We start from the raw sequence: 15,555 nt of genomic DNA, 5'->3' as shown, positions 1-15,555 counted from the left end.
TAGGCCGACTAGCACAGATCAATTCAGTTGCTTCTGAAGCTGACGTACAAACAAGGGGAATTTACAGCTTAGCTGTGGCTATAAAATATATTTTTATTACTGTATAACTCTTCACCTTATTTGCTTTCTTCGAAGTCATGTGATGGAACGCTCCTGCCAAGCGCGCGGGCGAGGTGGGATGAAAACACCATTCAGCAGAGCCTGCCGGATCGCACCCGTGCGTTCAGGCGTTGGGCAAGGCAGAGGGCCTTGACCCGCTCAAACGAGTCTTCGGGAAGGGACGCGCAACGCAAAGGAGAAATAGTTATGGCTCGTCTTGGTAGGGTGAAGACGGCACTGAGTGTCGGCCTTCTGACGGTCACGCTCGTCATCAGCCTCGTGGCCATTCCGAGTGCGGCCCAGGCTGAAGGCCATCATGGCGGCTATGGCGGAGGACATGGGTTTTATGGCGGCCATGGCGGAGGCCGCAGGTACTATGGCGGCCACGGTCGCACTTATGGGTATGGTGGTTTTGGCTATGGGCGCCGCTACTATAGCGGTCGCGGCTACCGCAGAGGACACGGACATTACGGCCATAGGCGGGGTTACTACGGGGTCCCCGTTGCAGCTGGATTGATCGGTGGCTTGGCGCTCGATGGGCTCGTGGCGCACAGCCCATACTACGGCCACTACGGTTGTGGTTACGCTCCGAGCTTTGATTACCACTACGGTTACTGAGCACGGTCGAGTGTGCCTGCTATACTATTATTTGTCGTCGGGGCCGGATGCTCAACGGTAGATCCGGTTTCGGCTCAGTCTGATATCGATTTTGCGATCTAGTTGCGTCATCATCTGCGAGGCGACTTCTCATAGTCTTCATTTGTTCGTCGTCAGTGTCGCCCGGCTGAGCTCGACCGCAATGCTCAAGGCTTCGGTTGTCTGAAGCTGGGTTTGCGCGGTGATCACGTCTGAGCGAGCAGCGACACAGGCAGCGTACTGGTTCTGAGTGATCACGAGGCTGCTGTCGCCGTTCCCGTCCAGGACCAGCATCACGCCGAGGTCCCTGGCGCTCGCGGCACGGTCGAACAGGATCATCTGCCGTGCCTTCGGGCTCGCTTCCGCGGTCTCGGGCGCGCGCAGGTTGTCGACGACGGCCCGCAGCGAAAGGTCGATGATCTCGACGTTGCGGGCGATGTCGCGTTCGATGACCTGCATGAGGTTCCTGGAGGTCTGCTCGGCCTTGTCCCAGGCATCGCGACGAAGATCGAGGAGCATCGACGCCGACACGATCAGCACGCCGATAGGTGCCAGGACCCCGAGCGCCACCCAAGCGCGGCTATATTCAAGTGGTCGCGAAAGGCGCGGCAGGGTCATCGGCTGTTCCCCCCTGGGCTTGCTGGCCGTTGCCCGATCCTTCGCACGCCAGCCATTACGGTCGATTTACCCCGATGGCTTTCGACGCCTTCGACTCACTCGTGGCTAACGCCCGGTTTTATCGCGGTCTCACGCCGGACCGGCGGATCCGGGCGCGGGACCTGCGTCCCGCCGCCCGCTCATGGGGCATCCCGAGGATTGGCTACTCCGCGACCCGGCCCTCAGGCCCCAAGCGAGCTCCGTCGAGCTCCGTGACAGGTGTCCGGACCAGCCACCACCGCACCCGACCCGGTCGTTCGACCCACATGCATCGGCGCGCGCGATCCAGTCCGTCGCCATTCCTGCGCGAAGGCCGCCAAGTGCGGGCGGGCCGGCCCCTCCGCATCGAGGTAGCGCAGGAATCCCTCCACGGCTGCATCGTGGCCCGCGGCATCCGTCCTGCCCGTCAGATGCGCCCAGCGCATGAAGATGACGTAGAGGTTCGCCACGTCGGTCTCGCAGTAGTCCCGCACCCGACCGAGTTCGTCGCGCGCGACCAATTCGGCGACGCAGGACCCGTGCTCGCCCATCTTGCCCGGTGCGCCGACCGCCGCCGCAGCCTCCTCCAGGGTGAGACGCGAGGCCGCCCCGAAGGCTGAGATCGCATCCATGAGGTCGAGGTGCCAGTCCTGGGCGTAGCGCTGCCCGTAATTGGCCCAGCGCGTTCCGCGAAGAAACCATGCGGGGGCCGCGAGACCGTGCATCAACGAGCGGGCGAGGACCACCGGCATGTCGAACGCCCTGCCGTTCCAGGTGACGAGCCTGTAGCGTCCCCCCTCGAAAAGCCGCCAGAAGGCGCGCAGCAGACGTGCCTCGTCCCATCCCGGTTCGCCGCCGCTGCGGCAGGACCGCAACTCGTAGGTCTCGACCCCCGTGCCCGGCTCCCGACCGACCCCCGCCTCGATCACCGAGATGGCGACGACCTGATGCCACATGGCCTTTGGAAACCGGTCGGCCGGCCAATCCGCGGGCGTTAGGATCGGGTCCGGAACGGTCTCGATGTCGAGCATCATCAACGTGTCCGGGCTGCCCTCGTCGAAGTCGCGGCGGCGCAAGGGATGTCGCATGGTGTCAGGGCGCGGCTCCGCCCCGGGTGAGGCGGCGTCGAACAACGTCCGTTCCGCGAGCGGGCGACGGGCGGGTGAGCGCGACGCGGACGGGTCCCGGCATGCAATCGGTCGGCGTACGAAGGACGTCATGGCCTCTCCACTTCAGATGTCGTGCGTGCGGTGGGCACCGCGGCCCGGACCGGCGCGGCGTCGGGGGGAGGCGGCCTTTCCCGAGAACAACGCCCGAATGGCCGCGTCGTCGAGGTAGGCCGTGCGGAACAGGGCCTCCGCGATCCGTTCGAGGGCGAGGCGCTCGGTCCGCATGAGGTCGCACGCGCGCTCGTAGGCCAGCCGGAGCCGCTCAAGGACCGGGCGCATCAGCCAGGGCATCCGGGCCAGGTCGATGTCCTGGGCGGGGGCCAGGGACAGCAGCGGGAAATCGGCCGAGAACCCCCACGACGCCTCCATCGCCGCGGCGCATCGGGTCGCCTCGGCGAGATCCGAGACCGCGCCGGCGGAGACGTCGCCCAGGAGCACCTCCTCGGCCGCGCGGCCCGACAGGATCATCACCAGGGACCGTTCGAAGTCGCCCTCGGTCAGGGCTCCGTAGGCATCGACGAGCGCATGCTCGGTCAGGCCGCCGGTCGGGGCGATGGTTAGCGTCACCGGTCCGCTCGCGCCGCTGGCCAGGAGCGCGACCGCATGCCCGGCCTCGTGGACGGCGCAGCGCATCCGGAGCCCATCCCCGAGCGCCGGCGTCCCATCCGAGGAGCCTGCCAGGATGTCGTCCACCGTGAGGGTGCGGCCGGCCCGTCGCGCGCTGCCACGCGCCCGCCGCACCAGCGCCTCGACGTCGGCACCCGTCATGCCCCGCAGCAGCGGGACCACCGGCGCAAGGTCGAGGTCATCGGCGTCGGTCCCGAGATACTGGACCAGCATGCCGGTCAGCGCGTCGAGACCGGGAAGCTCGATCCGAAAGTGCCGTTCAAGCCGCCCCGAGCGCAAGATCGCAGGATCGATCCTCGAAGGATGGTTGGTCGTGCCGACGACGACGACCCCTTCGCGGCCGACGGCGCCGTCGAGGTGTTCCAGGAGGGCGTTGACGACCTGGCTGGAGTAATCGCGATGATGTTCTGAGAAAGTATTCCTATCTCCAAAGGAATCGAGCTCGTCGATCAGGACCACGCAAGGCGACCGCCGCGCTTCCTCGAAGAACTGCCGCATGGCGCCCAGGGTATGGCCAAGATGTCCGTCACGGGAGCCCTGCCACTGCGCGAGGGAGCCCGGATGAAGCGGTAGGTTCGCGCTTCGGGCCAGGGCCGCCGCGAACCGTGTTTTGCCCGTGCCGGGCGGCCCGCTGACGAGGGCGGCCGATTCACAGGCGGCGAACGGGATGATCCCCTCGTGCCACGACCGTAGGTCCGCCACCAGGCCGAGCCCCCAATCCCGGGCGGCTCCGAGACCGAGCGAGTCCTCAAGGCGGGGCGCGTTCGCGGTGCGCTGCCTCTCTCGCAGGCGCGAACGCCCGAGGCGCTCCAGGGCCTCGGATGCCCCGCGACCCGGGCGGATACCGAGCCGAAGGTCGGCGGCGGCCCGGACCGCCACGCAGTCCCCGAGCGCGGCGAGGGGCGGAACCTCGCCGGTCACCGCCTCGATCACCAGGCTCAGCACCTCGGCGTCGAGCGGAGCGACGAGAACCTCCCGGTCGACGGCGCGCAGGAAGTCGCGCGGCAGCGTCCTGGCGGGATCCGACGCGACGCCGATGAGCGGGACGCCGGCGACCACGGCCGCGCCGACGGTTTCGTTGCCGCGGTCGGGCCTATGCTCGCGCGAGGCCCCGTCACGCGCGAACACGACGACCTCCCGCCGGCTGCGGTCGTTCCAGGCCCCGCGCCCGCCCTCGCCATCCCGAACCCTCCATCCCAGTCCGAGGAGGCAGGGTCCCACGACGCACCGCATCGGCTCCACCCAATCCGGAGAGGATACGCGCACCAGTAGGACGGGGAAGCCGTCATCGGCCGCGGGAGGTCCTGCCGGAGCGAACGCGCGCCCCAGCATGACCGCGGCGGCCACGACGTCGGCGGCCAGCCGGGGCATGAGTGATGCCTCCCGCCGGCCGAGCGCGAGCGCGTCGAGCTCGGCTTCGTCCAGGCACCATGATGGATCCGGGCTCGCGGCTTCCTTCCGCAACGCCTCGACGAAGGCGCGCGCCATCGCGCAGGCCGCCTCGTTCGGTTCGGGCATGGCATCCTCCGGCTTCGCACGGGACTTCGATGGTGGGGGGCCGATGGTTCAGCGGCGGCGAGACTTGCGCATCCTCGGTCGCGCCCATCGCGCCGCGAGCCGCATGAGCCGGCGCTCGTCGGCGCTGCGCCGTGCCAGCGCGCGCAGGGCGTAGGCGATGACCGCCGGCGCGGTCGCGTCGCCGCGCTCGGCCATCAGCAGGAGATTGCCCATCACGAGATCCGACGCGACCGAAGCCGCGCCGCACGTGCGGACGTGACGGATGGCGAGCGCCGTGGCCGCGGCCGCGTCCCCGTCCCTTGCCGCGGACCAGCGCGTTTCGCCGAGTATCGACGTCGTCGCCAGCAGCCGCGCGAGGGCCGTTGCTTCCGCCCGGTCGAGGCGTCCGGGCGGGTACGTACGCCAAGCCGCCACCACGCCGACTTCGACCACGGGCGGCACGCCGCGCCGCGGGGTTCGGATCGCGTGCCGCAAAACCGAAGTCGAAACCACTCGGCCAGGCTCCGATGCCATGTCCACCTCCAGCGGCCCCGCCCGTTCCAAGGCGGTCAGCGAATCCGTCACGCTTTCGAAAAACTTGGCCCGTGCCCCCACGGGGAGCCGGAACGACCCGATGGGCGAATAGGCGGTCGCCGCGCTGCGCACGGGCTCGGTTTCACAGCGCCCAGCCCGGTTGGCCCGGCTGTTGGAATGCCCACGACGTTCGAGAATGCTTATATTATACCTGCGGTATATAAGACGATCAAGCCATTGCTGTCTTTGGCGGCCGGGAAAAGTCGTGGCGGCGGCAGCCCGAGGCGGGAAGTCAGCGATGGGCGCCGTACCGGCCCAACCTTTCCCGGCTCCCGATGCCCGTCGGCCTGTCCGGGGAGCTTGGTGCGGGCGGCCCTGGGCCGTAGGTCGACGTTCCCATCTCAGGCCTCGACCACCAAGGCTGGGTCGAAGGCATCGGCCGCATCCCACCGCCGCAAGGGATTGGCGACGACCCTGGTCCGGCCGATGCGGTAATCCGCCGGGGCGACGGCCCGGCCGTGGACCCAGAGCGTCGGCGCCCCCCAGGCGTGCATGACATCCTCCAGGTCCGAGGCATGCGAGGCTGCCAGCCAGGCGTCCCCGAGCCATCCCGTCCAGGCGTCGGGCAGCGAACGGCGTGAAGGCGCGAAGTGGGTGAGCACGACGGCGCGGTCCCCGGGGCGAACACCGGGCACGAGCGTCCCGGGTCCCCTCGCGACGTTCAGCGATTGACACACGATGCTGGTGAGGGCGTCCTCGATGTATCCCCGCGACCTTGCATGGGCCCCGAGGGCGTCGAGCGGCGACCACGGGCGCCCCCGCCGAAGCAGGACGCGCCGGCAATCCGCCCAGCTGTGGCGGGCCGCGACCCTGGCTAGGCGGCCCTCGAAGCTCCCTTCGAGGCACCAGTCGGTCCACAGGGTCGCCCCGACCACCACGGTCCCGCCGCCGGCCTCGGGACCGATGCGTACCGCATCGTCGGCGAGCAGGTGGATGCCGAGGTCCCGGGCGAGGTCCCGGCCGCGGGCGACCGCCTCCACCATGGGCGTCTCGGACCACAGCTCCGCGCTGCCCGCCACCATCAGGACGGGCCTGTTTCCCTGTCTGCCGTCCAGGGCGCGCGCCAACCAGTTCAACGCGACGTCCAGCCCTATGGCCACTCCGCCCGCCACCAGCAGGACGTCGAACTCGGGAAGCGGATCGGGGAGCCGGAACCCGGGATTGCGGTCGATGAGCAGGTCGGACAGGATCCAGAACCTCGCGTTCTCCCTTCGGCTCCCGACGGAGGCCGGTCCTGGACAGGCCGTCCGCACCTCGGGCGTCGGGTCGATCCGCGCTCGGGGCCGAAACGGAAGCGGCAACGGCTCCGGGACCTCGGCGCCCGGAACACGACGAGGGGGGCGAACATGCCGCGTCATCGTAGGCCCCCGGCGGCCGCCGATCCCGTTCCGGTCGAGCCCTGGGAGCGGAACGGAATGGGATGCGGCGGAGGTGCTCCCCGGCATCCTAGCGCACGAGGCTCACGGGCGAAGTCCGGCAAGGGCGTCTCCATCGGTTCTCGGCTTGCGGGAGGCAGTCAGGGCGGGGCGGCCGCCCCGGGCGGTCTCAGACCTCGACGACCAGCCCGGGCTGGAAGCGCGGGTTCTCGCCGGGATATCCTCGCGGGTTGCAGAGCACGCGGGTCCCGCCGAGGCGGTAGTCGAACGGCGTATGGGTGTGCCCGTGGACCCAGAGCGAAGGCCGACCGGCCTCGATCAGGTCGTCCAACCGCGACGCGTAGGCGGCATTGAGCGGCTTGCCGAGGAACCGCGGCGCGACGCTCCCCGCCGCGGGAGCGTGATGCGTGACCACGACGTGCGCCCGCGTCGTCGCGTCCGCGGCGGACCGGAGCGCGGTTTCGAGGAAGCGGCGTGACGCGAGGTGCAGCGCGAGCGCCTCCTCCGGCCGGAACCGCCGCCACTCCGGCTTGCGGCTCCAGGCGATGAGGCGGTGATCGTTGAGGCCCACGCGTGCGTCCCGCATGGCGGGGACCCGCGTCGCCGGTCCGTCGAGCTCGTAATCCGTCCACAGGGTGCATCCCGAGACCACGACGTCGCCGAAGCGGACGGTGTCGTTCTCCAGGAGGTGAATTCCGGCCTCCATCGCGGCCGCGCGCCCCGCCTGCAACTCGTCCGGCAGGCATCGACGGTAGAATTCATGGTTTCCGGCCACGAACGCGACCGGCATATGCGGCCGGACCGTCGCGGCGAGCCACGCGATTGACTTGACGAGGCCCTCGCCGACGTCGCCGGCGACCACCGCGAGATCGGCCCCGGGGATCGAGGCTGGGGTCCATGGACTCCCGATGTCGATGTGCAGGTCCGAAAAGATCCATAGGCGCATCGGTTCTCCCTCGGTGTCGTCACCCGGAAGCCGCAGCCGGTCCGGCGCCCCGTCGTCGCTCCCGGCGGAGACGCCCGCCGGCTTAAGTTCCACCCGGGACCGCCACGCATAGGCGAACCGGGCATGGTGCGGTCCGCCCGTCCCGTCGGCGGCGAGACGGTCGAGCGCATCGGCGAGGAACGTCGCGGCAGCCTTTTCGCCGCGAAGCGCCAGCGCGAGCGCCGCGGTGGCGACCACGTCGACGTCGGGATGCGCCGGACCGCATCGTCCGAGGACCGCCCGGGCGTCGCGGAGCGCCGCCGGGGCGTCTTCCCATTCCGAGGCGGCCACGGAGGGACCGGACCCTTGGAGGGCAGCCGTCGCCGCAGCCAGCAACGGCTTGGCCAGATCGGGCGCGAGGGCGCCCGGTCCGACCGTCCGCCACAACCTGGTGAGGGACGTCGAACCGCCCGCCGCCGGCAGCGCCCAGCGACGTTCGCCTTGGGGGTGCACGGGCATCTCCTGACATCCTCGCATGGCCGCCCGGACAGGCGGCGAGGGCTCCCCCGCCCACATCTCGACGGGCGGGACCGGCTTCCGCCTTTCGAGCGAGGGAGGGGCGACCCGCCTCGACGGAAAGGGAGACGGTGCGCTACTGCAGGGAGGGACGCGGACCGGCGGGCCGTCCCAGGCGGTAGAGCCTGGAATAGGTGCGCGCCCAGGTACGACGGTCGGAAACGTAGACTTCCGAGGTTCGGACCCGGCGACCTGGGGGAAAGTCCGGATGGTGCGTGACGCGACCGACGAGCGCCGCGACCGGCCGCATCCCGAACTCCCATTCCTCAAGGACGGGGGCGGCGGCGAGTTCCTCCGCGGACGGGTATTCGCCGTCCTCCGCGGCGTCCAAGGCATCGGCAAGGTCCCGGAGCCGGTCCTGCGCGTCGCGGCGGTCCGCCTCGCCCATCCCGGCCAGGACGGGAGCGATGACGTCGCCGGGATGCCCCGGCATCGGGACCGCACCGGGTACGACCGCGTTCAGCACGCGAAGCGCAGCGCGAACGGACAGGGACGCGAGCAGGGATCCATGGGCCGGGGCGGCGGCGTCCCGCAGCGGAGCCGGCAGGCCGCGAGGGATCACGCGGATCGAGGTGTCGTCCAGGCCCGCGGCCGCCGCCGTGTCGCGCACGGTTCGGTCGGACGCTCCGAGTGAGGGGAAACCGCACCCCAGCAGCCAAGGGACGGCGGCATGCGCGGTCGCGCGCAGCATGGACACGGCCATGGCGCGTTCGAGGACGGACGGTCCGACGGCGATCACCCTGGGACATTCCCCGAGATCAACCGGGCAGTCCGCCGCCCACCCTGGCGGCAGGTCGAGCACCACGAGGCGTCGCGCGGGATCGGCGGCCGCTTCCCGCGGGAAGTCCTCTGCGAAGGAGGGACCGTCCCTGCAAAGCTCGACAACGCGCAGCGTGTCCGGCACGCTGTCGAGTCGAGGCAGCCGGGATTCGTGCGCGCCTACGACGCGCAGGAGCGTCGTGGCGGTGCCGACCGAGGCTGCGGCACGGGCAATCAGGAAGGCGGCGTGCGTGCCAACGGCACGGCCATCGCCGCCGAACAGCGCGATGATCATGGCGAAACCCCAAAGGCGGAAAGCGGCCCTCCCGCTCGACGATCAGTCGGGCGGGGGCGGGCAGTCGGCGGTGCTTGTTGAAGTTCCCAATTATACCTGTGCTATAAAAATCTTTCAAGCCTCGCCCGACGCGCCTCGGGGAGTGGACTTCGCCTCGGCTGCGGATTTCCCTCCGGACCGGACCGTGCCAGGATACCTATGCCAAGCCGCCCGCCTGCTGGTCGGTCTCACCCAGCAGGAGCTTCACCTGCTGGCGCGCGTTTCGAAGAAGTCGATCAACGACTACGAGAACGGCTTCATCGCGATCCGAGTCGCGCTTGCGAAGCGCTTGGTCGCGGCCCTTCGCGGCGCGGGCGCCCGTTTCATCGCGGGCGAGGGATACGTCGGCGTGATCGTGAGCGGGCGGAGAACGGAGGCGGGCGTCCCGGCGGCTCCCTTCGGACAGGGAGTCCAGGAAGCCGGGATCGTCTCCGACCCGGGTCCCTCGGGCGGTTCCGCCAAGCCGCGCCCCGCCCGCGGCAGGCGTGCGTCGCAGGGGGATTGAGGCTCGAAATCCCCCGGTGGCGGTTCTCGGCGCGTTCCAGGCTCACCCCGTCCTGCCTTCGAGCCTCGTCACACGACCTTGCCGACGAGGCTCCCGATGCCTGCGGTGACGCCCACGGCGAGTGATCCCCGGAACGTCACCTGTACTGTACCGTCGCCCGCGGCACTGCGGCACCACCCGCCTTCGCCCCGAGGGCGCCGAGAATGGCGAGGAACACCAGCGAGGCCGCTACCTCCGTGTATTCGGGCCCGCGCTCGACGTAGATGCGAGCGAGATTTTGGCGCTTCGCCAGGGGTCGTCGGTGAGTTCGAGCCGCTCGCGGTCGGCCCGCTCGGTCTCGGACCGGGAATTGACCGAAGGGCACTTCCCGACCGCCATCGACATCGCGCTAGCCATCAGGATCTCCCCGTTTGTGCGTGGCGGACACCGCGACGCCGACGCTGAGGCTCGCGGTCGATACGGGTCCATCGTTGGTGCTAAACGCCGCGACGCGAAGCCAGCCGGCACGGTCGATAAGGTGCTGTGCGGGTCCTATTTACGGCTACGGCGAGAACAGCGAGGGTCGGCAGGCCCAACGTGTTCATCCGAAAGACCTTTGACCGCAGCACGAGCTGAAACTTTCGTGGCGGATAAACCAGCGCTGCGTCATGGCCGACACGGCGCAAGCTTGCCCGGCTTTTCCTGAGCAGGTCCCGGATTCAGGAGATGCGGCCGTGCTCATGCGCGCACTGTCGATGGTCGGCCAGCGTCTCGATCACCCGACACTCCCCCACCCGACCGTGGCCACATGCCTCGACCATGCGCCGCAACTCTCCGCGCAAAGCCACGAGTTGCCCGATTCGACGCTCGACCTCGGCCATGTGTCGACGGGCGATGCCGTCCACCTCCGCGCAGGACCGGTCCGGCTCGGTGGACAGAGCCAGCAACTCGCGAATCGCCTGGATCTCGAATCCGAGTTCGCGCGCATGACGGATGAAATTGAGCCGGGATATCTCTGTCTCCAAATAGCGACGCTGCTTGCCCTCGGTGCGGGTCGGGGCCGGCATCAAGCCTGCTCCCTCGTAGTAGCGGATGGTTGGCACCTTCACGCCCGTGCGGCGCGACAGCTCTCCGATTGAAATGTTCATATCCCGGCCAAACCTCCAGTCCTTAGAGGTTGCACTCTCCTTCCTCCTCGATGGGAAGGGGGCACGAAAGCGGATGGCTCCGACGAACTGTCCGAACGCCATCCGTCACTCGACCGTTTTAAGCCGCCGCAGCCCATCCTTTTGACCTTGAAGCTTTGCGTGACGCTCTCCCGTTGATGACGTCGCACACGGATGGGACCTCCCATGGTGGGAACGTGAAGGGCCTCAGGCGCTCGATCTTCCCTCTCCAAGGAGCCGCAGCGCGTTTGCCGTCACCAGCACGGTTGCCCCGGTATCCGCCAGGATGGCAGGCCATAGGCCGGTGACCCCTAGAACCGTCGTGACCAGGAACACTGCCTTCAAGCCGAGCGCCAGGGCGATGTTCGTCCTGATGTTGAACAGCGTCCGGCGCGAAAGCTCGATCATCCGGGCGATGTCTGCGACGCGTCCGTGCAGGGCCGCCGCATCCGCCGTCTCAAGCGCCACGTCGGCGCCCCCACCCATCGCGATACCGACGTCCGCGGCCGCGAGCGCCGGCGCGTCGTTGATGCCGTCGCCGACCTTGGCCACCACGGCGCCAGTGGCTTGGCGCTCCCGCACGATCCGCTGCTTGTCCTCAGGCAGGAGCTCGGCCCACACCTCGATGCCGAGCGCGGCCGCCACGGCCCAGGCCGTCCGCGCGGTGTCGCCGGTCAGCATGATCGCGCCGACGCCGAGCGACGCAAGGCGGTCGACCCCCTCCCTCGCGTCGGACCTGGGCTCGTCTCGCATCGCGAGCAGCCCGGCTACCGCCCCGTTCGCGAGGAGCACGGACACGGTCTTACCCTCGCCCTGGAGCCCGGAGACCCGCTCCTCCTGATCGGGCGTGAACGGCACGCGCGCGCCGGCTTCCCTCGGCGAGCCAAGGAACAAGTCGAGCCCCCCGACCTTGCTGGCGATGCCCTTGCCGCCGAATGCCTGGGCCCCGAATGCCGGGGGCACCGGCGCTCCGGCCTCGGCGGCCTTGGCCAGCACGGCCCGGGCGAGCGGGTGCGAGGAGCCACCCTCAAGGGCGCCCGACAGCGACAGCACGTCCCGCTCGGACCTCCCGAATGCCACCACGTTCGTCACGACGGGCTTGCCCTCCGTCAGGGTTCCCGTCTTGTCGAAGGCGACCGTCGTCACCGAGGCCAGCCGCTCCAGGACGGCGCCGCCCTTGATGAGAAGCCCGCGCCGGGCCCCGGCCGAGAGGCCGGCCGCGATGGCCGCCGGCGTCGAGATGACGAGCGCGCAGGGGCAGCCGATCAGCAGGATCGCCAACCCCTTGTAGACCCAATCCCCCCACGCGCCGCCCGTGAGAAGCGGCGGGACCACCGCCACCAAGGTGGCCACCGCGACGACGGCGGGGGTGTAGACCCTGGAGAACCGGTCGATCAGGCGCTCGGTCGGCGCCTTCGCCTCCTGCGCTTCCTCCACCAGCTGCACCACCCGGGCGATGGTGTTGTCCTTGGCAGCCGCGGTCACCCGGACGCGGAGCGCCCCGTCGCCGTTGACCGTCCCGGCGAAGACTGCGTCGCCAGGCTCCTTGCGCCTCGGCACGCTCTCACCGGTGACCGACGCCTCGTCGACGTCGCTCCCGCCGTCGAGGATGGTCCCGTCCGCCGGGACGCGGTCACCCGGCCGCACCAGCACGGTGGCGCCGACCTTGAGGCTCGCGGCGGGCACAGATTCAGTCGTGCCGTCGCGTTCCAGCAGCGCCGTCTCCGGGACGAGACCGGTCAACCCACGGATGCTCGCCCGGGCTCGACCGGCAGCGACGCCCTCCAGAACTTCGCCGATCAGGAACAGGAAGACGACGGTCGCCGCCTCCTCGGTCGCCCCGATGACGGTCGCGCCGACGGCGGCGATCGTCATGAGCATCTCGATGGAGAAAGGCGTCCCATGCCGGGCGGCCAAGATAGCTCGTCGGGCAACCGGCACCAGCCCAACCGCCATGGCCGCGAGGAAAGCCCAGCGCTCGGTAATCGGCGCGACGTGCCCGAGCGCGTAGGCTGTCACCAGGGCCGCGCCGCAGGAAGCCGCCAGCAGGGCTTTCGGCGCCCTCCACCAAGGTGTCTCAGCGGTATCCCCCAACGCCACGGCGTCCGGGTCCTCGGCCCCGTAGCCGAGGCCGCGGACGGTGTCAGCGATCATTCTCGCATCGGTCCCGGGTCCGTGACGCACCGCGAGCGTCTCGGCGGCCACCGAGACCTGCACCTGCGCGATGTCGGGCAGGCGGCGCACGGCGGCCTCGACCTTCGCCGCGCAGGACGCGCAGTCCATGCCGGTCACCCGCAGGCGGGTCGTCGGGACGTCGGTCCTGTCCAGGGTCGCTGCTTCGGTCACGGCGGGTGCCTTCCTTGTGGTTAAGGCGACCCTACTTCCTCTAGCGACTAGAGGAGCAAATATCTTGAAGCCCATCGCAATCGGGGAATTGTCGCGGCAGGCAGCCGTGAAGGTGCCGACCATCCGATTCTACGAGGAGCGCGGACTCCTGCCGCGCGCGTCCCGAACGGAAGGCAACCGGCGGACCTACGGCGCGGCCGACGTCCGCAGGCTTCGGTTCATTCGGCACGCGCGTGAACTCGGATTTGAGATCGAGGACATCCGCGCGCTGCTCGATCTCGCCGAGCAGCCGGAACGCCCGTGCGGGGAGGTAGACGCAATCGCCCGCCGGCATCTCGCTGACATCGACGACCGGATTGCGCGGCTCACCGGGTTGAGGGTGGAGGTCCAGGCGATGCTGGATCAATGCTCGCGGGGCAGTGTCCGGGAATGCCGCATCGTCGAGGTGCTGGCCGATCACGGTGAATGCCTGCACGAGGTTCACTGATGCCTACGGCCACGCGGAATTGGATTTTATGCGCTCACCACGTTCGAAACCCCTTGCTCCTCCAGTCGCTAGAGGAATTAGGCGTGCCGCATATGTCGGACGCCCCGCCGAGGGCATGAAGCCGAGCGGATTTCCCAATGACCGGACACGCAGATCGCTCCGTCCGTGCCCTCCGTGACGGAGGTGGACACGAACACGGCCATTCCGGCAATGCTCAGGCATCCTTCGGTTTCGGAAGGGCCTTCGCCGTCGGCATCGGTCTGAACGTCGCCTTCGTGATCGTCGAGGCGGTCTACGGGTTCTTGAGCAATTCCCTCGCCCTCGTCGCCGACGCAGGCCACAACCTCTCGGACGTACTCGGGCTCGCCGTCGCCTGGGCCGCGGCCATTCTCGGGAAACGGGCGCCTAAGCCGCGCTACACCTACGGCATGAAGAGCTCCTCGATCCTGGCCGCCTTGTTCAACGCGGTCATCCTCCTCGTCGCCATGGGCGCCATCGCCTGGGAGGCCGTCCGGCGCTTCGGTGAGCCCGCACCGGTGGCCGGGACCACCGTGATGGTGGTCGCGGGCATCGGCATCCTGATCAACGGCATCAGCGCTTGGCTGTTCGCATCGGGGCGCGAAGGCGACCTCAACGTGAAGGGGGCCTTTCTGCACATGGCCGCCGATGCCGCCGTCTCGGCGGGCGTCGTCGTCGCCGGCCTGCTTATCGCCCTGACGGGTTGGCGTTGGCTCGATCCGGTGACCAGCCTACTCATCGCCGCGGCGGTCGTATGGAGCACTTGGGGACTCCTGCGCGACAGCGTGCGGATGTCGCTCGCCGCCGTGCCCCCCGGCATCGACCCTGACGCCGTGCGCGCGCATCTGCGGGGCTTGGAGGACGTCACGGCCGTCCACGACTATCACGTCTGGCCGATGAGCACGACCGAGGTCGCCCTGACGAGCCATCTCGTAAGGCCGGACGGCACGGACGACGCTTTCCTTATACGAGCCGCACGCGAATTGAGGGGCCGCTTCGGGATCGTCCACGTCACGTTGCAGGTCGAGACGAGCGAGACGACCGCCTGCGCCCTGGCCCCGGACGGCGTGGTCTGAACCTGCGATGCAAGCCTGGCTCTATACCCTCATCCCGGCAGCCGCCGCCGTCCTCGGCGCCGCGGTCGCCGTCAACATGCGGCCGGGACCCGTCTTGGTCAGCGCCATCCAGCACTTCGCCGCAGGCGTCGTATTCGCCGCGGCGGCGGGCGAGATCCTGCCTGACCTCAAGCATGCCGGATCGCCTTGGGCCACCCTGGTCGGCGGCGGCGTCGGTGTTGCCGCCATGCTCGCGGTCCGCACTCTGGAGCGTCGGGTGAAAGGACCAGTCGGTCTACTGACCGTCACCGGAATTGATATCTTGGTGGACGGGCTCGTCCTCGGCATCGCCTTCGCAGCGGGCGCCAAGGCCGGTTTCCTGCTTACGGTCGCCCTGACCATCGAGGTGCTGTTCCTCGGCCTGACCGTCGCGAACGAACTCGGCGAGGGCGGAACCTCGAAAGCCAGGGTGGTCGGCTTGACCGCCGCCCTCGTCGTCCTGCTGCCGCTCGGTGCGCTGCTCGGCGGCCCGGTCGCCACGCTGCCCGCGGCCATCCGCGGCGGCTTTCTCGCCTTCGGCCTGATTGCGCTCCTCTACCTCGTGACGGAGGAACTTTTGGTCGAGGCACACGAAACGGAGGACCGTCCATGGGTGACCGCGATGTTCTTCGCAGGCTTCCTGCTATTGCTCTTGCTCGATGAGCTTGTCGGTTGATGGCGCACGTGCCGGCCGCGTTTGATGCGTCATCACGAAAGGCTTTCGGGTCGATG

General features: G+C 69.1%; 12 protein-coding genes and 2 pseudogenes. 4 read left to right on the top strand and 10 right to left on the bottom strand.

The window, feature by feature from the left end:
* Window positions 1–873: 873 nt before the first annotated feature.
* The 7 genes and pseudogenes from MFF56_RS09990 to MFF56_RS09960 all read right to left on the bottom strand — a co-directional run.
* Window positions 874–1,353: pseudogene (locus tag MFF56_RS09990) on the bottom strand (hypothetical protein); the annotation flags it as partial.
* 221 nt (window positions 1,354–1,574) lie between these two features.
* The gene (locus MFF56_RS09985; protein WP_231343940.1) at window positions 1,575–2,459 is read right to left on the bottom strand and encodes a 3'-5' exonuclease; all 885 of its coding nucleotides are present in this window, start codon (window positions 2,457–2,459) and stop codon (window positions 1,575–1,577) included.
* Window positions 2,460–2,603: 144 nt separating this feature from the next.
* Window positions 2,604–4,685: an AAA family ATPase gene (locus MFF56_RS09980; RefSeq protein ID WP_003596813.1), complete on the bottom strand. Its 2,082-nt coding sequence runs from the start codon at window positions 4,683–4,685 to the stop codon at window positions 2,604–2,606.
* A gap of 48 nt (window positions 4,686–4,733) precedes the next feature.
* Window positions 4,734–5,330, bottom strand: a complete 597-nt coding sequence (locus MFF56_RS09975; protein WP_012455871.1) for a hypothetical protein — start codon at window positions 5,328–5,330, stop codon at window positions 4,734–4,736.
* Window positions 5,331–5,599: 269 nt separating this feature from the next.
* Window positions 5,600–6,559: a metallophosphoesterase family protein gene (locus tag MFF56_RS09970; protein WP_238224432.1), complete on the bottom strand. Its 960-nt coding sequence runs from the start codon at window positions 6,557–6,559 to the stop codon at window positions 5,600–5,602.
* Between the two features lie 244 nt (window positions 6,560–6,803).
* Window positions 6,804–8,078, bottom strand: a complete 1,275-nt coding sequence (locus MFF56_RS09965; protein WP_003596816.1) for a metallophosphoesterase — start codon at window positions 8,076–8,078, stop codon at window positions 6,804–6,806.
* A gap of 133 nt (window positions 8,079–8,211) precedes the next feature.
* Window positions 8,212–9,189, bottom strand: a complete 978-nt coding sequence (locus MFF56_RS09960; RefSeq protein WP_003596818.1) for a DUF6634 family protein — start codon at window positions 9,187–9,189, stop codon at window positions 8,212–8,214.
* Here MFF56_RS09960 and MFF56_RS09955 point away from each other — a divergent pair.
* The gene (locus MFF56_RS09955; protein WP_238229976.1) at window positions 9,182–9,733 is read left to right on the top strand and encodes a helix-turn-helix transcriptional regulator; all 552 of its coding nucleotides are present in this window, start codon (window positions 9,182–9,184) and stop codon (window positions 9,731–9,733) included. The two genes, MFF56_RS09960 and MFF56_RS09955, sit on opposite strands and share 8 nt — an antisense overlap.
* A 68-nt stretch (window positions 9,734–9,801) precedes the next feature.
* Here the strand turns inward: MFF56_RS09955 and MFF56_RS09950 are convergent.
* From MFF56_RS09950 to MFF56_RS09940, 3 genes and pseudogenes are all read right to left on the bottom strand, one after another.
* Window positions 9,802–10,268: pseudogene (locus MFF56_RS09950) on the bottom strand (VIT1/CCC1 transporter family protein).
* Between the two features lie 163 nt (window positions 10,269–10,431).
* Entirely contained in the window at window positions 10,432–10,860 is a 429-nt protein-coding gene (locus tag MFF56_RS09945) for a MerR family transcriptional regulator (RefSeq protein ID WP_026105497.1), read from the bottom strand.
* 225 nt (window positions 10,861–11,085) lie between these two features.
* Entirely contained in the window at window positions 11,086–13,224 is a 2,139-nt protein-coding gene (locus MFF56_RS09940; RefSeq protein ID WP_003596824.1) for a heavy metal translocating P-type ATPase, read from the bottom strand.
* A gap of 64 nt (window positions 13,225–13,288) precedes the next feature.
* On the opposite strand from MFF56_RS09940, the gene MFF56_RS09935 reads away from it, so the two are divergent.
* From MFF56_RS09935 to MFF56_RS09925, 3 genes are all read left to right on the top strand, one after another.
* Window positions 13,289–13,711: a MerR family transcriptional regulator gene (locus MFF56_RS09935; RefSeq protein WP_003596825.1), complete on the top strand. Its 423-nt coding sequence runs from the start codon at window positions 13,289–13,291 to the stop codon at window positions 13,709–13,711.
* Between the two features lie 137 nt (window positions 13,712–13,848).
* A complete protein-coding gene (locus MFF56_RS09930; protein ID WP_003596826.1) occupies window positions 13,849–14,805 on the top strand; it encodes a cation diffusion facilitator family transporter in 957 nt (318 codons plus the stop codon).
* 7 nt (window positions 14,806–14,812) lie between these two features.
* The gene (locus MFF56_RS09925) at window positions 14,813–15,499 is read left to right on the top strand and encodes a ZIP family metal transporter (RefSeq protein WP_003596827.1); all 687 of its coding nucleotides are present in this window, start codon (window positions 14,813–14,815) and stop codon (window positions 15,497–15,499) included.
* Window positions 15,500–15,555 lie beyond the last annotated feature (56 nt).

The organism is Methylobacterium hispanicum, from assembly GCF_022179285.1.
Classification (GTDB): domain Bacteria; phylum Pseudomonadota; class Alphaproteobacteria; order Rhizobiales; family Beijerinckiaceae; genus Methylobacterium; species Methylobacterium hispanicum.
Note: the sequence above shows the minus strand (reverse complement) of the source record. Positions and strands in the feature narration are given on the sequence as shown.